Annotated in this window: 19 protein-coding genes; 7 read left to right on the forward strand and 12 right to left on the reverse strand. The window is 57.6% G+C overall.

From position 1 onward, the window contains the following. The first annotated feature begins 2 nt into the window (after positions 1-2). Complete coding sequence (gene rseP, locus WC529_03005) at positions 3-1,034, forward strand: RIP metalloprotease RseP (GenBank protein ID MFA5113248.1); 1,032 nt, start codon at positions 3-5, stop codon at positions 1,032-1,034. A 4-nt stretch (positions 1,035-1,038) separates the two neighbouring features. Here the strand turns inward: rseP and folD are convergent, their stop codons facing one another. Genes folD through rpmH form a run of 7 tightly spaced genes read right to left on the reverse strand, consistent with a single transcriptional unit; the run spans position 1,039 to position 5,243 of the window. Beyond that, a complete protein-coding gene (gene folD, locus WC529_03010) occupies positions 1,039-1,890 on the reverse strand; it encodes a bifunctional methylenetetrahydrofolate dehydrogenase/methenyltetrahydrofolate cyclohydrolase FolD (GenBank protein MFA5113249.1) in 852 nt (283 codons plus the stop codon). Positions 1,891-1,939: 49 nt separating this feature from the next. Then, positions 1,940-3,286, reverse strand: a complete 1,347-nt coding sequence (gene mnmE, locus WC529_03015) for a tRNA uridine-5-carboxymethylaminomethyl(34) synthesis GTPase MnmE (protein MFA5113250.1) — start codon at positions 3,284-3,286, stop codon at positions 1,940-1,942. A 12-nt stretch (positions 3,287-3,298) separates the two neighbouring features. Then, entirely contained in the window at positions 3,299-3,922 is a 624-nt protein-coding gene (gene jag / locus WC529_03020; protein ID MFA5113251.1) for an RNA-binding cell elongation regulator Jag/EloR, read from the reverse strand. After that, positions 3,919-4,542, reverse strand: coding sequence for a YidC/Oxa1 family membrane protein insertase (locus tag WC529_03025; GenBank protein MFA5113252.1), 624 nt, complete (start codon positions 4,540-4,542; stop codon positions 3,919-3,921). Before WC529_03025 ends, jag begins: the two co-directional genes overlap by 4 nt. Before the next feature lie 8 nt (positions 4,543-4,550). Then, positions 4,551-4,793 carry a membrane protein insertion efficiency factor YidD gene (gene yidD, locus WC529_03030; GenBank protein ID MFA5113253.1) on the reverse strand — a complete coding sequence of 81 codons (243 nt, stop codon included), beginning with the start codon at positions 4,791-4,793 and terminating at the stop codon, positions 4,551-4,553. Continuing rightward, positions 4,781-5,113 carry a ribonuclease P protein component gene (gene rnpA / locus WC529_03035; protein ID MFA5113254.1) on the reverse strand — a complete coding sequence of 111 codons (333 nt, stop codon included), beginning with the start codon at positions 5,111-5,113 and terminating at the stop codon, positions 4,781-4,783. The genes yidD and rnpA overlap by 13 nt, the downstream gene beginning before the upstream one ends. Beyond that, positions 5,103-5,243: a 50S ribosomal protein L34 gene (gene rpmH, locus WC529_03040; GenBank protein ID MFA5113255.1), complete on the reverse strand. Its 141-nt coding sequence runs from the start codon at positions 5,241-5,243 to the stop codon at positions 5,103-5,105. Before rpmH ends, rnpA begins: the two co-directional genes overlap by 11 nt. A gap of 81 nt (positions 5,244-5,324) precedes the next feature. Between rpmH and dnaA the strand changes: the two genes are divergently transcribed. The 5 genes from dnaA to gyrA all read left to right on the forward strand — a co-directional run bounded on the left by dnaA (position 5,325) and on the right by gyrA (position 12,869). Beyond that, entirely contained in the window at positions 5,325-6,692 is a 1,368-nt protein-coding gene (gene dnaA / locus WC529_03045) for a chromosomal replication initiator protein DnaA (protein MFA5113256.1), read from the forward strand. Between the two features lie 183 nt (positions 6,693-6,875). Beyond that, positions 6,876-8,015, forward strand: a complete 1,140-nt coding sequence (gene dnaN, locus WC529_03050) for a DNA polymerase III subunit beta (protein MFA5113257.1) — start codon at positions 6,876-6,878, stop codon at positions 8,013-8,015. Continuing rightward, a complete protein-coding gene (locus WC529_03055) occupies positions 8,015-8,302 on the forward strand; it encodes a DUF721 domain-containing protein (GenBank protein MFA5113258.1) in 288 nt (95 codons plus the stop codon). The genes dnaN and WC529_03055 overlap by 1 nt, the downstream gene beginning before the upstream one ends. After that, the gene (gene gyrB, locus WC529_03060) at positions 8,302-10,275 is read left to right on the forward strand and encodes a DNA topoisomerase (ATP-hydrolyzing) subunit B (GenBank protein ID MFA5113259.1); all 1,974 of its coding nucleotides are present in this window, start codon (positions 8,302-8,304) and stop codon (positions 10,273-10,275) included. The genes WC529_03055 and gyrB overlap by 1 nt, the downstream gene beginning before the upstream one ends. Positions 10,276-10,295: 20 nt before the next feature. Beyond that, on the forward strand, positions 10,296-12,869 hold the full coding sequence (gene gyrA, locus WC529_03065) for a DNA gyrase subunit A (protein MFA5113260.1): 2,574 nt from the start codon (positions 10,296-10,298) through the stop codon (positions 12,867-12,869). On the opposite strand, the gene WC529_03070 is transcribed toward gyrA, so the two are convergent. Then, the gene (locus WC529_03070) at positions 12,866-13,285 is read right to left on the reverse strand and encodes a thioredoxin family protein (protein ID MFA5113261.1); all 420 of its coding nucleotides are present in this window, start codon (positions 13,283-13,285) and stop codon (positions 12,866-12,868) included. The two genes, gyrA and WC529_03070, sit on opposite strands and share 4 nt — an antisense overlap. 68 nt (positions 13,286-13,353) lie before the next feature. On the opposite strand from WC529_03070, the gene WC529_03075 reads away from it, so the two are divergent. Next, complete coding sequence (locus tag WC529_03075; protein ID MFA5113262.1) at positions 13,354-13,878, forward strand: GerMN domain-containing protein; 525 nt, start codon at positions 13,354-13,356, stop codon at positions 13,876-13,878. Here WC529_03075 and gcvPA read toward each other — a convergent pair. The 4 genes from gcvPA to gcvT are packed head-to-tail and all read right to left on the reverse strand — an operon-like array spanning position 13,852 to position 16,777. Next, positions 13,852-15,063, reverse strand: coding sequence for an aminomethyl-transferring glycine dehydrogenase subunit GcvPA (gene gcvPA, locus WC529_03080; GenBank protein MFA5113263.1), 1,212 nt, complete (start codon positions 15,061-15,063; stop codon positions 13,852-13,854). The genes WC529_03075 and gcvPA overlap by 27 nt on opposite strands. Then, positions 15,060-15,443 carry a glycine cleavage system protein GcvH gene (gene gcvH, locus WC529_03085; protein ID MFA5113264.1) on the reverse strand — a complete coding sequence of 128 codons (384 nt, stop codon included), beginning with the start codon at positions 15,441-15,443 and terminating at the stop codon, positions 15,060-15,062. Before gcvH ends, gcvPA begins: the two co-directional genes overlap by 4 nt. A 1-nt stretch (position 15,444) precedes the next feature. Next, positions 15,445-15,729 (reverse strand): hypothetical protein, encoded by a 285-nt coding sequence (locus tag WC529_03090; protein MFA5113265.1) that lies wholly within the window; start codon positions 15,727-15,729, stop codon positions 15,445-15,447. Between the two features lie 7 nt (positions 15,730-15,736). Continuing rightward, positions 15,737-16,777 (reverse strand): glycine cleavage system aminomethyltransferase GcvT, encoded by a 1,041-nt coding sequence (gcvT, locus tag WC529_03095; protein ID MFA5113266.1) that lies wholly within the window; start codon positions 16,775-16,777, stop codon positions 15,737-15,739. Between the last annotated feature and the right edge of the window lie 46 nt (positions 16,778-16,823).

Below are 16,823 nucleotides of genomic sequence, written 5' to 3' on the forward strand. Positions count from 1 at the left end.
TCGTGGCTTTTTTGGTTGTCTTCACTTTCATTGCCCTGGTCCATGAGCTTGGGCATTTTATCTGGGCCAAACGGGCTGGGATCCGGGTCATTGAATTTGGCTTTGGTTTTGGCCCGCGGCTTTTTGCCAGGGAAAAAGGCGGCACCGTTTTTTCCCTGAACCTGATCCCCATCCTGGCCTTTGTCCGGATCGCCGGCGAAGGGGAAGACAAGGAAGACCTTGACACCCCCCCGGCCGAAAGGTACCAGGCCAAAAACGTCGGCCAAAAATTTATGGCGATCTTTGCCGGCCCGGCCATGAACCTGGCGGCCGCTTTCGTTATCCTGTCACTGCTCTTTCTTTGTGCCGGCGTTCCGGCCGGCGTTTCTACCGAAGTCGGCTCTGTGACCAAAAATTCGCCCGCGGAACTTGCCGGCCTGCGGCCCGGCGATCGCCTCGTTTCGATCAACGGCCGGGAGTATCGAGAGATGGAAAAGGCGATCGACTTTATCCACCAAAGCAAGGGGGGCGCTCTGGCCCTTGTTGTCCAAAGGGGGGGCAAGAACCTTACCCTTTCTGCCGCGCCAAAATACAACCCTAAACTCAAACTCTCCCTGCTCGGGTTTTCGCCCAAGCCGATCTATGAGCGGGTCAATCCGTTCCTGGCGATCTACCATGGGCTTACTCAAACCGGCGGGATGATCGTGATGACCCTGGCAATTGTTTGGCAACTGCTCCTGGGGGCGGTGTCGATCCGTGACCTTGCCGGCCCGATCGGCATTGCCCAGATCACCGGCCGCTATGCCGAGTCCGGGGTAGTTTCCCTGACCTACTTTACCGCTTTCATCAGCGTCAACGTTGGGGTCCTCAACCTGCTCCCGATCCCGGCTCTGGATGGCGGCCGGCTTATCTTTATCCTGCTGGAGTGGTTGCGCAGAAAGCCGGTCGATCAGAAGCTGGAAATGAATATCAACCAGTGGGGCTTCATTGCGTTGCTGGCGTTAATGGCGTTGGTCTCTTTCAACGACATCCTGCGGCTCTTTTCCCGGCCGTAGCGCTTTAGCCTTTCTTCCCCTCGGCCGCCTTAAGCGTGTTCTGTAAAAGCATGGCAATGGTCATTGGGCCAACCCCTCCCGGAACCGGAGAAATGTAGCTTGCCCTTTCCTTGGCTTTTTCAAACTCGACATCCCCTACCCACTTCTCCCCTACCCGGTTCATTCCAACGTCAATGACAACCGCGCCTTTTTTAACCATCGCCCCCTTAATGAGTTCGGGAACGCCAACGGCAGCGATCAAAATATCTCCCCTGCCAACTACCCCGCCAAGGGCCTTGGTCCGGGAGTGGCAGATAGTAACGGTTGCGTGCTTGGCCAGTAACATGATCGCGATCGGCTTCCCTACGATGTTGCTCCGGCCAACCACGACCGCCTCTTTCCCCTTAATTTCCACCCCTGTGGATAACAGCATTTCCATTACTCCCCGGGGGGTGCAAGGGAGAAGCTTGGCTTCTTCGCCGCGCAGCAACTTTCCCATGTTCAGCGGGTGGATCCCATCGGCATCTTTTGCCGGGTCGATCTCTCCCAGGATCTCGATCTCGTTGAGCCCTTTTGGCAGCGGGAGTTGGACTAACAACCCATCTACTTTTGGGTCATTGTTTAGCTGCCTGATGATCTTGATTATCTCCTCTTGGCTGGTCTCCGCCGGCAGCCTTTTTACTTCCGATTCCATCGCCACTTCCTGACAGGCCCTTTCCTTATTTCTGACATAGGTTTGTGATGCCGGATCTTCCCCCACCAGGATCACTACCAGCCGCGGCCGCTTCTCTCCCCGCGCGACCCGCTCCGCTATTTGGACGGCCACCCCTTCTCTGATCTTTTTTGCCAGTGCTTTTCCATCAATAATTATCCCCATAAGTTATCCACACTCCTTTTCCACAGGGTCGGCCCTAAGGCCCCCTCCGCTACTTACCCACACAGAATCGTGAAAAGATCCCGCCGATCACTTCTGCCGAAACATCTTCTCCGCCAATCTCTCCCAGCGCGATAATTGCCTTTTTCAAGTCTTCGGCCACCAGTTCGCCGCAATCCTCTCTATTAAGGGCCGCCAGCCCTCTTATAAGCGATTCCCTGGCCTTTGTCAAGCACTCCCGGTGCCTTTCGTTGATCAGTGAAATTGGCCCCTGCCTGACCAATGACCTTGTTAACAACTTTCTTTTGATCGCCTCTTTTAGCCGGCCTACCCCTTTTCCGTTTTTGGCCGATGTTGTATGGTGTGGATAAATACTGTTCACTTGTTCCTTTCTCGGGAGGTCCGCCTTATTCCCTACCAGCAAAAACCGCCTCTTTTTAAGCCCGGCGATCAGCGCCTTTTCTCTGGACCCGAGCCCCCTGGTAAGGTCGAAAACCACCAAGGCCAGGTCGGCATTTTTTAGCTCGTTTTCCGCTCTCCGGACCCCGGCCAATTCGGCCTCTCCCCGGCCGCCCCGCAACCCCGCCGTGTCAATTAAAACAACCGGCATTCCCCCCAGGCTGATCATCTCTTCTATGGTGTCCCTGGTCGTGCCGGGCTCCTTGCTTACAATGGCCCTCTCGCTCATTATCAACGCGTTCAGCAGGCTTGATTTGCCTACGTTCGGCCTCCCCGCGATCACCACCCTGGCTCCCTCTCTGATCATCCGCCCTTCTTCGGCCCCGGCCAGGGCGGCGCCGATTCTTTTGATCTGTTTTTCGATCTGCCGCTTTATCTCCTTCTTTTTAAACATGATGTCGTCCGGGAAGTCAATTGCCGCCTCGGTCTCCCCCAACGCACCAAGCAAAGCCCGCCTTACCCCCCGCACCTCGTCCCCCACCGTCCCTGCCATTTGTTTGTTGGCATTAATTATCGCCGCCTCCGCCCCCGACTGGATCAGGTCGATCACCGCCTCCGCCTGCGTAAGGTCGATCTTCCCCCCCAAGAAAGCCCTCTTGGTAAACTCGCCGGGCTCAGCCAGCCTTGCTCCGCTAGCAATGATCGCCGACAAGGCCTTCTTTAGTACCACCGGCGAACCGTGACAGCTTATTTCCACGACATCTTCGCCCGTATAGCTCTGCGGCGCCTTCATATAAGCCGTCATTGCCTGGTCAAACTTGACGCCGTCCTGCTTTATCCAGGCCAACCTAAGCTTGTGTGAAGGGATTTTCCCTTTAAATGAGGTGATCTTGCGAAGAATTGGCAGTGCTCGCTTACCGGATATCCTTATAACTCCGAGCCCGGCCTGCCCTAGCGGCGTAGCGATCGCGGCAATGGTATCATCAAGGGAATGTTTCACGTGAAACAGCCCCTATTGCTTGGGGGCTATCACCATTCGCCGGTCCTTCCCCTCGCCCTTGCTATAGCTGGTTACCCTTTCGTTGCTCGCCAAATAAAGGTGGATCGCCCTTCTGTCGGCCGGTTCCATATATGGCAGCACCTTTTCTTGCCCTGTGCTGGCGACCTCTTCGGCAATATCCGCCGCGAGCCGCTCCAGCACCTTGACCCGCTTCTCCCGATAGCCGCCGGCGTCTATCCTTACTCTGATGCGTTCGCCAACCGCCTTACCAGTCATGGCCCCAACTACTGTCTCCAGCGCCTTGAGCATTGCCCCTTCTTTCCCGATAATTCTGCCCATATCCTCGCCTTTGACCGCCATGGAGACCTCCTCGGCACTTGACGAAACGATCTCCGCAACCGCCAACATCCCCATTTTATCTAGTATGTTCTGCAAAATTTCTCTTGCCTCTTCTCCCCCGCCAGCCAGCAGCGTCGCCTCGATTTCCGCCTCTTCCCCGCCGATTATCCCCATCATCGCCGGTTTTCCTTCATTAATTACTTTAATTTTCAATTTGTCCTTTTCACAGCCAAGCACGGCGGCCGCCGCTTCAATTGCTTCGTTGGCCGTTTTCCCCTTCATTTTGATCGTTTTCATGATACTTTCCTCCCCCTTACTCGCCAGGTCATAATATACGTTTGCTGGGCCCACCCCATTAAATTGGAGATGATCCAGTATATTTGCACCCCGGCGGCAAAATTATAGCTTATAAAAGTGATAAATAAAGGCATAAATGCCATCATCGCCTGGCTTTGCCCGGTCGTTTGCGGCATGGATTTCTGGGAAAGCCAGGTCGTTACCCCAATTAGTATGGGCAAAACGAAATACGGGTCATGTGCGGTGATATTATTGATCCAGCCCGGGATAAATGACGCATTTTGGCCGGCAAGCGCGACAAACTCCTTGCTTTGCAGGGCCCAAAATAAGGCCAAAAAGAAGGGAATCTTCAATAATACCGGCAAACAGCCCCCCAGCGGGTTAACCCCCTCGGTTTTATAGGCGGCCATCATCTCTTTCTGCAGCTCTTTTGGATCGTCTTTATACTTCTTTTGGATTTCATTGATCCTGGGCTGCAACCGCTGCATGGCCGACATTTGCTGGATCGACGACAAAGTTAACGGGTACAGCGCGATATTTACCGCTATCGTCAGCCAAATAATTGCTAGGCCGTAGTTGTGCCCGCCTATTACATAGAAGAACTTGAGCACCTCGAGCATAATATTAGTTAATTGTTCCATTTTGTTTCACGTGAAACAGCCGCAGGGACCGGGTCGAATCCACCCGGGAAAAACTGGTTGCATTTTATTAGCCTTTTTATGCCTAATAATGAACCAACCAGTGCCCCGTGGCTGCCTACCGCCTCCTTTGTGTAATCAGAACAGGTTGGATAGTAACGGCAGCGCTGGCCCAGGTAGGGAGCGATATATTTTTGGTATAATGTCAGCAAATATATCACTATTCTTGCCATAATTTTGCCTGCTTCAAACCCTGCTCCAGCGCGCCCTGATATTCATTTGTCGCCGCGCTCTTTTGCGGCATGATGGCCATATCAATGTTTTTGGCGATATTATGCCTAATATTGCCATAAGCTCCGACGATCTGCCGCTTAATGCGGTTCCTCGTCACCGCGTTGCCGACTTTACCGCTACAAATGACCACGACCCGTTTGTCGTTTTTACTATATCTACCAGAAAAATAGAGTAGGGGAGAGGCAAAGTGAAACTGCTTGTTCCTTACCGTCTGCTTGATCTCATCGCCCCTGACGATCCGCTGGTCCTTAGGGAGCAATCCGCTTCCTGCCCTTTTTCCGGCGACTGGACAACACCCGGCGGCCGCCCCTGGTCCTCATCTTGACCAGGAACCCGTGCGTTGTTTTTCTGCTCTTCTTGTGCGGCTGATACGTTCTTTTCGTTGACATGGGTCAATTATACTTTTTGCCCCGGGCCGTGTCAACCTTCTTGTTAATGCGCGGCGGCCGTGCTACAATGTTTTTCTGGCCATGGCTATCGTCGATATTAACACGATCTGGAACGACGTACTCCCGTTATTGGAAAAAAGTCTTAACCGGCCTATTTATGAGGCGCTTATCTCTTCGACCAAGCCGGTCTCCTTTAATAATGGCGTGTTCGAAGCCGCCGTGCCCAACCACGTGGTCAAAGAATGGCTTTCGAAATATTGCGTGACGCTCCTGGAGCAGGAGCTGGCGGCCCATCTGCCCGGCTTAAAAAGCGTTTCTTTCGTGGTCGGCCCCGAGTCGCTGTTTTCCACGCCGCTTTTTGAGGCGACCTCGATCGAGCCGGTCAAGGCGCAGCCGCCGCTCAACCAGCATTTGAACTACCGTTACACCTTCGACACTTTTGTCGTCGGTCACGGCAACCGCTTCGCCCACGCCGCCGCCCTGGCGGTCGCCGAAAGCCCCGCGACGGCCTACAATCCCTTTTTCCTTTACGGCGGGGTGGGGCTCGGCAAAACCCACCTGATGCAGGCGATCGGCCACCGCGTGCTGCTGAAAAATCCGCGCGCCAAGATCCTTTATACCACCTCGGAGATGTTCACCAACGAGCTGATCAACTCGATCCGCGACGACCGCGCCCTGCAGTTCCGGAACAAATACCGCAATATCGACATCCTGATGGTCGACGACGTCCAATTCATCGCCGGCAAGGAGCGGACCCAGGAAGAGTTCTTCCACACTTTCAACACTTTATACGAATCGCACAAGCAGATCGTCCTAAGCTCGGACCGGCCGCCGAAGGAAATGACCACGCTGGAAGACCGGCTGCGTTCCCGCTTCGAATGGGGCCTGACCGCCGATATCCAGCCGCCGGACTTCGAGACCAGGATGGCAATTTTAAAAAAGAAGGCCGAGATCAGCGGCATCGTCGTTTCCGACGACCTTTTGGCCGTTATCGCCAGCCGGATCATCTCCAATATCCGCAAATTGGAGGGGGCGCTGATCAGGGTCGTGGCCTTTGCCTCTTTGACCAACCGGGCGATCGACATCGCCCTGGTGGACCAGGTGCTCAAGGACGTGTCCACGCCGGAAAAAGAGGCGCTGAACATCTCCATCGACCTGATCAAGAAGATCACCGCCGAGCATTTCAACCTCCGGATCGAGGACCTGTCCGCCAAAGTGCGGACCGAAAAGATCGCTACCGCCCGGCAGGTCGCCATGTTCCTGGCCCGCGAGCTGACCGGGGCCTCGCTGCCGAAGATCGGCGACGAATTCGGGGGCCGCGACCACACGACGGTCCTCCATGCCTGCGCCAAGATCAAGACCAAACAGAAAAAAGACAGCGACCTGGCCGACTCGATCCGGAGCATCGGCGCGCTGGTCAGGAAGTACACACCCTCGGCTGTGCATTAGTCCGGCCCGGGGAGTTTTGCACCGGTTCTTTAAACAGTTGTGGATTAAGTCTCATTTCTTTTCCCGCCAAAGGGGAGATTAATCGACTTATTCACATATCAACAGGCTCTTTTACTACTGTATTATTTATACTATAATACATAGAGCCTTGGATAAGGTGGACAAGCCCAGAAAGGGGGAGTTATGGAATTTTCTTGTGAAAAGAAAGATTTGCAAGCCGGAGTTTCCACGGTCGAAAAGATCGTGGCCACCCGCAGCACGCTGCCGATCATCGGCAACGTTCTTTTTGAAGCCCAAAAGAGCGGCATAAAGATCTCCGCGAACAATTTAGAGATCGGCATGGAATTGGGGATCAAGGCGAACGTCACGAAAGAAGGTTCCGCATTATTGCCGGCCAAAAAACTGAGCGAAATCGTCTCCCGCTTGCCGGAAACAAAGATCAGCTTCAAGCTGGGCGAGAACGGAACGATCAGGATCAACTACGACCAATCGCACGTGAACCTGCACGCGCTGCCGGCGGACGAATTCCCCGCTTTACCGAAAGTCAAAGAGGGCAAAGCCTTCAGTGTTGAGCCAGAGACCTTGGTCAGCGTAATCAAACAAACGATCTTTTCCGCTTCGAGCAGCGAAGAAAAATACGTTTTGACCGGAGCATTGCTGGAGGCGGGGAAAAGCAGCCAGGCCGGGGATGCTTCCAATCTCCGCATGATCGCGACGGACGGCTATCGCCTGGCCAAGCGGGGCGAAAAGATCGAGCTAAAGGGCGATCCGGGCATCAGCGTGATCATTCCCGCCCGGGCGCTGCAGGAACTAGCCAAGATCCTGGAAGGAAAAGACAAGGGAGAGGTCAAGATCAACGTCTCCGGCGAACAGATCAGTTTTAAATACGAAGACACTTACCTGGTTTCCCGCCTGATCCAGGGGCAATTCCCGGATTACCGGCAAGTGATCCCCAAAAAGAGCGCGACCAAGCTGCACCTGAACACCCGGGAGCTGCTGAAGGCGGCGGAGCGGGCGGCGGTCATCGCTTCCGGATCGGCCAACGTCACGGCCTTCGAATTGCGGAGCGGAAAGCTCTATGTTACCGCGAATACCCCGGACCTGGGGAGCGTGACCGAAGTGTTGAACGCCGAAGTTAAGGGGGCGGAAAAGGCGCGGGTCTCTTTCAATATCCGCCTGATCACCGACGTCCTTAACACCATCGAAGAAGAGCAGATCGTGCTGGAATTAGGCGAAGGGCTGAGCCCGGGCGTTATCAAGCCGGCGGAAGGCCCCGATTATCTTTACATAGTAATGCCGATCAGGACGCAAGAGGCCGCCTAGTGACGCAGAAGATTGGGGAGATTTTCCTGCAGATAGACGGGAACATCGGCGGGTTAGTCCGCAACTGCCGGCTACTGGACCTCTGGGCGATGGTCGTGGACGAACGGGTCGCCCGCAACACCGAGCCGGTCAAGATCCGCGACCGGACGCTCCACATCTACACCAAAACGCCGGTCTGGGCGCAGGAATTATCGTTCCTGAAAACCCAGATCATTAAAAAATTCAACGAGAAGGCGGGCCGGGACGTCATTTCCGACATTCGCTTCAAGACGATGGAGGTAGCTTAATGGCAAAGGCGGCAAAAACCAAGGATCCGTCAGGTTACGACGCATCCAGCATTAAGATCCTGGGCGGGATAGACGCGGTCCGGATGCGGCCGGGCATGTACATCGGTTCGACCGGAAAACCAGGCCTCCACCACATGATCTACGAGGTCGTGGATAACAGCGTTGATGAGGCGCTGGCGGGGCACTGCGATACGATCGAAGTGACGATCCATAAAGACAATTCCGTGTCGGTGGACGACAACGGCCGCGGCATACCTTTTGATATCCACCCGGAAACGAAGCGGCCGGCGGCGGAAGTCGTCTTGACCACGCTGCACGCCGGCGGCAAGTTCGGCGACTCGGTCTATAAGGTGTCCGGCGGCCTGCACGGCGTCGGCGTCTCGGTCGTCAACGCGCTGTCGGAATGGATGGACGTGGAGATCTACCGCGAAGGGAAGGTCTACAACCAGCACTTTGACGTCGGCGAACCGAAAAAAGAGAAGATCGGCTCGGCCAAGGACAAAGAGCGAACGGGGACGGTCATCACCTTCATGCCGGACAAGAAAATATTCGACGACATTATTTTTGAATATGAAACGGTCAAACACCGGCTGCAGGAAGTGGCGTTCCTTAATAAAGGATTAAAGATCATCCTGGCCGACGAGCGGGGCAAAAAAGAACCGGAGACATTCCACTACGAAGGCGGGCTGATCGAGTTCGTGAAGCACCTGAACAAGGGCAAAGAAGCGATGTACGCGCCGCCGGTGCTTTTTGCTACCGACAAGGACAACACTTACGTCGAGATCGCCATGCAGCACTGCAAGGAATATTACGACGAGAACATTTTTTCTTACGTCAACTGCATCCGGACCAGGGAGGGCGGGACCCACCTGGTGGGCTTCAAGTCGGGGCTGACCAAGGCGATCAACAATTTTGCGAAGAAGAATAACTTGCTCAAGGAAAACGAAGCGCTGGCGGGAGAGGACGTCCGCGAGGGGCTAACCTGCGTCATTAACCTCCGCATCGCGAACCCGCAATTCGAAGGACAAACCAAGACCAAGCTGGGGAACAGCGAAATTAAGGGGCTGGTCGATTCGATCACGATCGACGGCTTGGGCGCCTATTTGGATAAAAACCCGGCGGCGGCCAGGGCGATAATTGAAAAATCCCTCCTGGCATACCGGGTCCGGGCGGCGGCGCGCAAGGCCCAGGAGCTGGAGAGGAAGAAATCGGCCCTGGACACGGCCACTCTCCCGGGCAAGCTGGCGGACTGCTCGGAGTCGGACCCGTCCAAATGCGAGATCTTCATCGTTGAGGGCGACAGCGCCGGCGGCTCGGCCAAGCAGGGGCGGGACCGGCGGTTCCAGGCGATCCTGCCGCTGCGCGGCAAGATCCTGAACGTGGAAAAGGCCCGCCTGGACAAGATCCTGGCCAACAACGAGATCCGGACGCTGATCACCGCGATCGGCCCGGGCGTCGTGACCGCGCTCAAGGGCGACGGCAACGGCGACGCCGAAGTGGAGCTGACGCCGGAAGAGCTGCATAAGCGGCTCCGCTACCACAAGATCATCCTGCTTTGCGACGCCGACGTTGACGGCGCGCACATCCGGACGCTGATCCTGACCTTCTTTTACCGGTATGCCCGCGAGCTGGTCGAGAACGGCCACCTTTATATCGCCCAGCCGCCGCTTTACCTGCTAAAAAAGAACAAGGCCCAGCACTGGCTGCACTCCGACGCGGAGCTGGAAAAGAAACTGAAGGAGATCGGCAAGGAAGGGATCAGCCTGCAGCGCTACAAAGGCTTGGGCGAAATGAACGCCGAACAGCTGTGGGAGACGACCCTGAACCCGGAAACCAGAACGATGCTGCAGGTCCAATTGGAGGACGCGGAGACCGCCGACGAGATCTTTACCATCCTGATGGGGTCGGAAGTCGAGCCGCGCCGCGAGTTCATCGAGCAGAACGCTAAATTAGTAAAGAGGTTGGACGTATAATGGCGCTTAAAAAAAGGAAAATGAAAGAAGGGCCGGCGGAACAGGCGCCGGCAAAGCTGGAGGCCGGGCTGCTGCCGACCACGATCGAACACGAGATGAAGTCGTCGTACATTGACTACGCGATGTCGGTCATTGTCGGCCGCGCGCTGCCGGACGTCCGCGACGGGTTCAAGCCGGTCCACCGCCGCATCTTGTTCGCCATGGACGAGCTGGGCCTGCAGCCGGGCAAGCCGTACAAAAAATCCGCCAGGGTCGTCGGTGAAGTCTTAGGTAAATACCACCCGCACGGCGACACGGCCGTTTACGACGCCATGGTCCGCATGGCCCAGGATTTCTCGCTCCGCTACATGATGGTCGACGGCCAGGGCAACATGGGCAGCGTCGACGGCGATTCGCCGGCGGCGATGCGCTACACCGAAGCCCGGCTCTCTAAGTTTGCCGTCGAAATGCTGGCGGACATCGAAAAAGAGACGGTCAACTTCGGGCCGAACTTCGACGAGTCGCTGCAAGAGCCGCTCGTCATGCCGTCCAAACTGCCAAACTTATTGATCAACGGCTCGTCCGGGATCGCCGTCGGCATGGCGACCAATATCCCGCCGAACAACCTGGGGGAGATCGTCGACGGGCTGGTGATGTTGATCGACGCCCCGGAAACGACGATCGAGTCGCTGATGCAGGTCGTTAAAGGGCCGGACTTCCCGACCGGCGGCTTGATCTGCGGCAAACAGGGGATCAAGGACGCCTACACGACCGGCCGCGGCCTGCTGACGCTGCGCGCCCGCTACGACGTGGAGCGGGCCAAGGCGGGCAAGGAAGCGATCATCGTCACCGAGATCCCGTACATGGTCAACAAGGCGGAGATGATCGAGCAGGTCGCCGAGCTGGTCAAGGATAAAAAGATCCAGGGGATCTCCGACCTGCGCGACGAATCGGACCGCGACGGAATGCGCATTTACATCGAGCTGAAGCGCGACGCCAGCCGCGAGGTCGTGCTGAACCAGCTATTCAAGCATTGCAACCTGCAAACGACCTTTGGCGTCAACATGGTCGCGCTGGTCGACGGCCAACCCAGGCTGCTTAACCTGAAGGAGATGATGGCCGAGTTCATCAAGCACCGCGAAGAGGTCGTCACCCGCCGGACCAAGTACGACCTGCGCCGGGCCGAAGAGCAGGCCCATATTTTAGAAGGCCTGGTCATTTGCGTCTCCAATATCGACGCGGTCGTTAACCTGATCAAGAAGGCCAAGAACGTCGAGGACGCGCGCGAAGGGTTGATGAAGAAGTTCGACCTGAGCAAGGTCCAGGCGCAGGCGATCCTTGACCTGAAACTGCAGCGGTTAACCGCCCTGGAGCGGCTGAAGATCGAAGAAGAGCTGAAGGCGCTCAAGAAACTGATCGGCGAGCTGAAGGAGATCCTGGCCAGCAAGAAAAAGCTGATGGGGATCGTGAAGAAAGAGCTCGTCGACGTCCGGGAGAAATACGGCGACAAGCGGCGGACCGACATCGCCGCCGCGGCCGAAGAGATCGACATCGAACAGTTGATCCCGGTCATGGAGGTCGCCGTGCTGATCACCCGCGACGGCTACGTCAAGCGGGTGCCGGTCTCCTCGTTCAAGTCGCAGCTGCGCGGCGGGCGAGGGGTGTCCGGGATGACGACGCGGGAAGAGGACCAGATCGAGAACATCTTTACGGCGTCGACCCACGCCTTCGTCGTTTTCTTCACGAACATGGGCCGGGTGTTCAAGCTCAAGGTCTACGACCTGCCGGAAGCGAGCCGGGCCGGCAAAGGCCAGGCGATCGCCCAGGTCCTGCAAGTTGGCCAGGGGGAGACGGTCACGGCCGCCGTGCCCGTCGACAATTTTGAAAAGAAGACGTTCCTGATGATGTGCACCCGGAACGGCATGGTCAAAAAGGTCCCGCTGGAGGACTTTGCCAATATCCGCCGGAACGGGATCATTGCGATCAAGCTCAAGGACAAGGACGAGCTCCGCTGGGTCTCCGAGACCGACGGCAAGAGAGAAGTTATTCTCGGCGCGGCCAGCGGCCTGATGATCCGCTTCTCGGAAAAGACCGTTAGGCCGATGGGCCGGGCGGCCTCGGGCGTGCGCGGGATCCGCTTAAAAGACAAAGACAAGGTCGTTTCCATGGACATTATCAACGACGGCGGCGACCTGCTGGTCATCTCGGACAACGGTTTCGGCAAGCGGATGAAGATGGGCGAGTTCTCCGCCCAGAACCGCGGCGGCAAGGGGCACATCGCCATCAAGCTGCGCGACAAGGACACGGTCTCGCAGATGAAGATCATCCAGCCGAAAGACGAGCTGCTGTTCGTGACGGCGAACGGGACCATGAGCCGGCAGAAGGCCTCCGGCATCACCGCCCAGGGGCGCTACGCTAAGGGCGTGCGGATCCAGCGGGTGGACGACGGCGACCGGATCGTCGACCTGGCCCGCGTCGTGAACGAAGAAGAAGCGGCCGAAGCGCTCGAGGAAGCGGTCAAGAAAGAAGAAGAGCGCAAGGAAGAGCTCCTGGAAAAGATCAAGGAAGAGCGCGCCAAGCTCCCGATCAAGCGGACCAGAAAAAGAAAGAGCTAGTTGGCGGCGAGTTTCTTGAGAACGGCCAGGATCGCCGATTTATCCCAATAGCCTTCGTGTTTTGCCTGGATCGCGCCGGCGGGCGTTAAAATAATAACCGAGGGGATCTCGCTCACCCCATAAAATTCCGCCAGCTGCGGCTCGTCCTCAACATTGATCAGGCGGAACGACGCGCGGCCGCGCCATTCCCGGGCAAGCTCCCGGGAGACGAAAACCGCCAGGTCCGACTCGCTTTCCCCTTTTTGGTACAAGGTAACGACTTTGGGGAGAACGACCGCTTTGACGGCGGTCGCCTCCGGCGTGGCGCCGGCAAGCTTGACGGCCGGCGGCGGGGCGGAAGGCCGCAGGGCCAGGTACAACGAGCCGATAACGGCGACGGCGGCCACGGCCAGAATAACGACCCAATATTTTTTCATGATATTATCTCCTTCGAGTTTTCGAGATTATAGCATTTACTTTTTAATTGTGGTAGACTTTTTTCGCGATGGCCAGAAAACGCCCGAAAAAAATCCCGCTTAGCCTGCTCCTGGCGTCGTTTGTTTTCGCGACGATCATCCTCGCCGCGCTCTACTACTGTTCCAGCGCGCCCCAGCCCAAACAGCCGACGGTCACGATCTATTTAACCAAAGGAGACCGGCTGGCCGCCGCGGAGCGGCCGCTGGCGAAAAACGACGATCGGCTGGGGCGGGCAATCGCCGCGCTGCTCGCCGGGCCGACCGCAGCGGAAAAAGCCGGCGGGCTGACGACCCTGATCCCCGGCGGGACCAGGGTGCTGCACCACCGGGTCAAGGACGGAGTGGCGATAGTTGATTTTAACCGGCAGCTCGAAGATTACGGCGGCGGGTCGGCCAGGATCGAAGGGATCATCGCCCAGATCGTTTACACGGCGACGGAAGTCCCCGGCGTCAAGAAGGTCTGGGTCCGGATCGAAGGGAACAAAGAGGTCGTCCTCGGCGGGGAAGGGCTCGTCCTGGACAAGCCGCTAGGCCGCGCCGATCTCCGCCGCTAATTTATCCAGCGCCGCTTTTTTTACCAGTTCGGTCACGCACAGCAAGCGCAAGGGAGAAGTTTGGGAAATAAGGGCGGAGGCGTCGTAGCCGAAAGGGGCGCCGGACCGGGCCACGAACTCCTTGAAGCTCGGCGTCTCGGGCCACAACACTTTAGCCCCCAACAACCTTTTCAGGTAAGTGGATTTTTGCAGGCAGAGCTCGGCGACCCGGCGCAGCCCGCCGCCGCCCAGCAGCGAGAGATAGACGCAGGCGGAGAGGGCGCAGAGCGCCTCATTGCTGCAGATGTTGGAGGTCGCGCGCTCGCGGCGAATGTGCTGTTCGCGAGTCGCCATGGTCAAAACGTAGCCGCGGCGACCCTGGCTGTCAACGGCCGCGCCGGCCAAGCGGCCCGGCATCTGACGTAAGAACTCTTTTTTAGCGGCGAACAAGCCAAGCCCCGGCCCGCCGAAGCTCTGCGGGTTGCCGAGCGCCTGCCCTTCGCCGACCACGATATCGGCGCCGTAAGCGCCGGGCGGCTTGAGGAGGCCGAGCGAGATCGGGTCGACGCTGACAATAAAGAGGGCGCCGGCGGCGTGGACCTTGTCGGCCAGCCCGAAAACGTTTTCAATGTTGCCGAAAAAATTTGGCTGTTGTAAAACGAAGCAAGCGGCACCGGGGGCCAGGGGCTGGGGGCTGGGGGTTAACCCTGTTGTTTGGTCAAAGGGCAAGGCCGTCAGCTTTAAATCGGCCGCATTACAATAGGTCCGTAAAACCTCCAGGTAGTTCGGATGGATCGCGGCGGAGACGACGATCTCTTTGCGGCCCGTTATCCGGCAGGCCATAAAGGCGGCCTCGGCGAGGGCGGTCGCCCCGTCGTACATCGAGGCGTTAGCGACTTCCATCCCGGTCAGCTCGCAGATCAGGGACTGGTATTCATAGATCGCCTGGAGCGTCCCCTGGCTAGCCTCGGCCTGGTAAGGGGTGTAGGCGGTAGAGAACTCGGCGCGGCCGACAAGATGCTTTAGCGCGCTGGGAATAAAATGCCGGTAAGACCCGGCGCCGAGGAACCGCTCGGCCCGCGGCTGTTTTTCGCTCAGGCGGGCAAGCTCGGCCAGCAGGTCCGGCTCGCTTAAAGGGGCGGGCAGGGACAAGGGCTGCTTGACCCGAACTTTATCCGGGATAACGGCAAAGAGATCGGTCGTCACTTCTGGATCAGTTTCTGGTAATCAGCGGCGGGAAGCAGCGCGTTCAGGTCGGCCGGCGCGGACATTTCCAGCTTCATGATCCACCCTTCGTCGTAAGGAGAGGAGTTGACCTTTTCCGGATGATCGTTCAGCCCTTCGTTGCGCGCCACGACCTTGCCGGAAACGGGAGAGTAGAGAGTGGAGACCGACTTGACCGATTCGACGACACCGAACTCCTGCATGGCCTGGAACTCCTTGCCAAGCGCCGGGATCTCGACATAAACGACGTCGCCGAGAGAATCCTGGGCGTAATCGGAGATCCCGATGGTCGCGACGTTCCCCGCCACCCGGACCCATTCATGCTCCTTGCTGTATTTGAGGTCAGCCGGATAATTTCCCATGTTAGCTCTCCGATCCGTCGGCCCGCTTGCGGCAGTACAGGAAAACGGCGCCGGCAAAAGCGACCCGCGCCACCCCGTCCCACAGGCGGTCGACCAGCATTTTTTTCTGGTAATATGCTTCGAGATACTGCTCGCTCGGTTGGCCGGCCAGCTGGTCGGCGGCCGGGGCCGCTCCCCGGTTAACTACCAGGCCGATCGCCGAGCCGGTCAGGTCAACGGCCCCCCAAAAAAGGAAGAAAAGGGCGGCCAGGCAAATGATGAAGTAGTAGGCTTTTTTGAGGTCCATGGCAGAACTATTGTACTCTTTTATAGAACGCTTTGTCAACGACGCGCCCCGGCGCCATCTGCCCCCGGATATCGACGAGAACCGCCGTTTCGTCCGACGTTAAATAGGCGAGGGCGACCGGCTTTTTCAGCGTCGGCGAAAAGGTGCCGCTGGTCACTACGCCGACCTGGCGCGCGCCCTGGGCCGCGAGGACCGGGTATCCTTGCCTGGGGATGGTGCGGCCGGCCATTTCAATACCGACCAGCTTCTTTTTGGGGCCTTTTAACAAGGCTTGTTTGCCGATAAAATCTCCCTTGTCGAACTTGACCGCCCAGGCGTAACCGGCGTCGAGCGGAGAGGTTTCTTCGTCATACTCGTGGCCGTACAAGGGTAGCCCGGCTTCGAGCCGCAGCGTGTCCCGCGCCCCCAGCCCGCAAGGCTGGACCCCGGCCTTAATGAACTTGTCCCAGAGCCCGGGAACTTCTTGCTTGTGCGCGATCAGTTCGATCCCGTCCTCGCCGGTGTAGCCGCTCCGGGACAGAATGATGTCTCGCCACCAGAGCGAACGGTTATGTTTGAGGCCGGCGAGCGGAATAGCCAAGGCCTTGCTCGCCACGGCAACGGCCTGCGGGCCCTGGACCGAAAGCATGCAGTAATTGTCGTAAAAGGCAACGTGCTTGTTGCCGGAAAGCTCTTTCAGCCGGGCCAGGACCCGGTCCGCGTTAACGGCGTTGGCAACGATCAGGTAAAGCATCGGCAGGCGGTAGAGGAAGAGATCGTCGATCGTCCCTCCGGCCTCGTTGCAGAGGACGGTGTACTGGCATTGGTTCTCCGCCAGGCGGGAGGCGTCGTTGGTCATGGCCCGCTGGAGCAGCGGCAAGGCTTGGTCCCCTTCAACCTTGACCAGCCCCATGTGGCCGATGTCAAAAAGGCCGGCGGTCGACCGGACGGCGAGGTGCTCGGCGATGATCCCGGCCGGGTACTGGACCGGCATTTCCCAGCCGGCAAAAGGGACCATTTTGGCGCCGAGAGCGAGATGCTTTTCGTAAAGAGGGGTGCGGTTGAGCATGAACCAATTATATCATGAAATATTTGGCGAAAAATGACGATAAACA

This window comes from Candidatus Margulisiibacteriota bacterium (assembly GCA_041650855.1).
Classification (GTDB): domain Bacteria; phylum Margulisbacteria; class WOR-1; order O2-12-FULL-45-9; family XYB2-FULL-48-7; genus JALOPZ01.

Coding starts and splice junctions, on each gene's coding strand:
- folD (MFA5113249.1), bottom strand. CDS start 1,890: ATGGGGATAATTATTGATGGAAAAGCACTGGCAAAAAAGATCAGAGAA.
- jag (MFA5113251.1), bottom strand. CDS start 3,922: ATGAAAACGATCAAAATGAAGGGGAAAACGGCCAACGAAGCAATTGAA.
- WC529_03025 (MFA5113252.1), bottom strand. CDS start 4,542: ATGCTCGAGGTGCTCAAGTTCTTCTATGTAATAGGCGGGCACAACTAC.
- yidD (MFA5113253.1), bottom strand. CDS start 4,793: ATGGCAAGAATAGTGATATATTTGCTGACATTATACCAAAAATATATC.
- rpmH (MFA5113255.1), bottom strand. CDS start 5,243: ATGTCAACGAAAAGAACGTATCAGCCGCACAAGAAGAGCAGAAAAACA.
- dnaA (MFA5113256.1), top strand. CDS start 5,325: ATGGCTATCGTCGATATTAACACGATCTGGAACGACGTACTCCCGTTA.
- dnaN (MFA5113257.1), top strand. CDS start 6,876: ATGGAATTTTCTTGTGAAAAGAAAGATTTGCAAGCCGGAGTTTCCACG.
- gyrB (MFA5113259.1), top strand. CDS start 8,302: ATGGCAAAGGCGGCAAAAACCAAGGATCCGTCAGGTTACGACGCATCC.
- gyrA (MFA5113260.1), top strand. CDS start 10,296: ATGAAAGAAGGGCCGGCGGAACAGGCGCCGGCAAAGCTGGAGGCCGGG.
- WC529_03070 (MFA5113261.1), bottom strand. CDS start 13,285: ATGAAAAAATATTGGGTCGTTATTCTGGCCGTGGCCGCCGTCGCCGTT.
- WC529_03075 (MFA5113262.1), top strand. CDS start 13,354: ATGGCCAGAAAACGCCCGAAAAAAATCCCGCTTAGCCTGCTCCTGGCG.
- gcvH (MFA5113264.1), bottom strand. CDS start 15,443: ATGGGAAATTATCCGGCTGACCTCAAATACAGCAAGGAGCATGAATGG.
- WC529_03090 (MFA5113265.1), bottom strand. CDS start 15,729: ATGGACCTCAAAAAAGCCTACTACTTCATCATTTGCCTGGCCGCCCTT.
- gcvT (MFA5113266.1), bottom strand. CDS start 16,777: ATGCTCAACCGCACCCCTCTTTACGAAAAGCATCTCGCTCTCGGCGCC.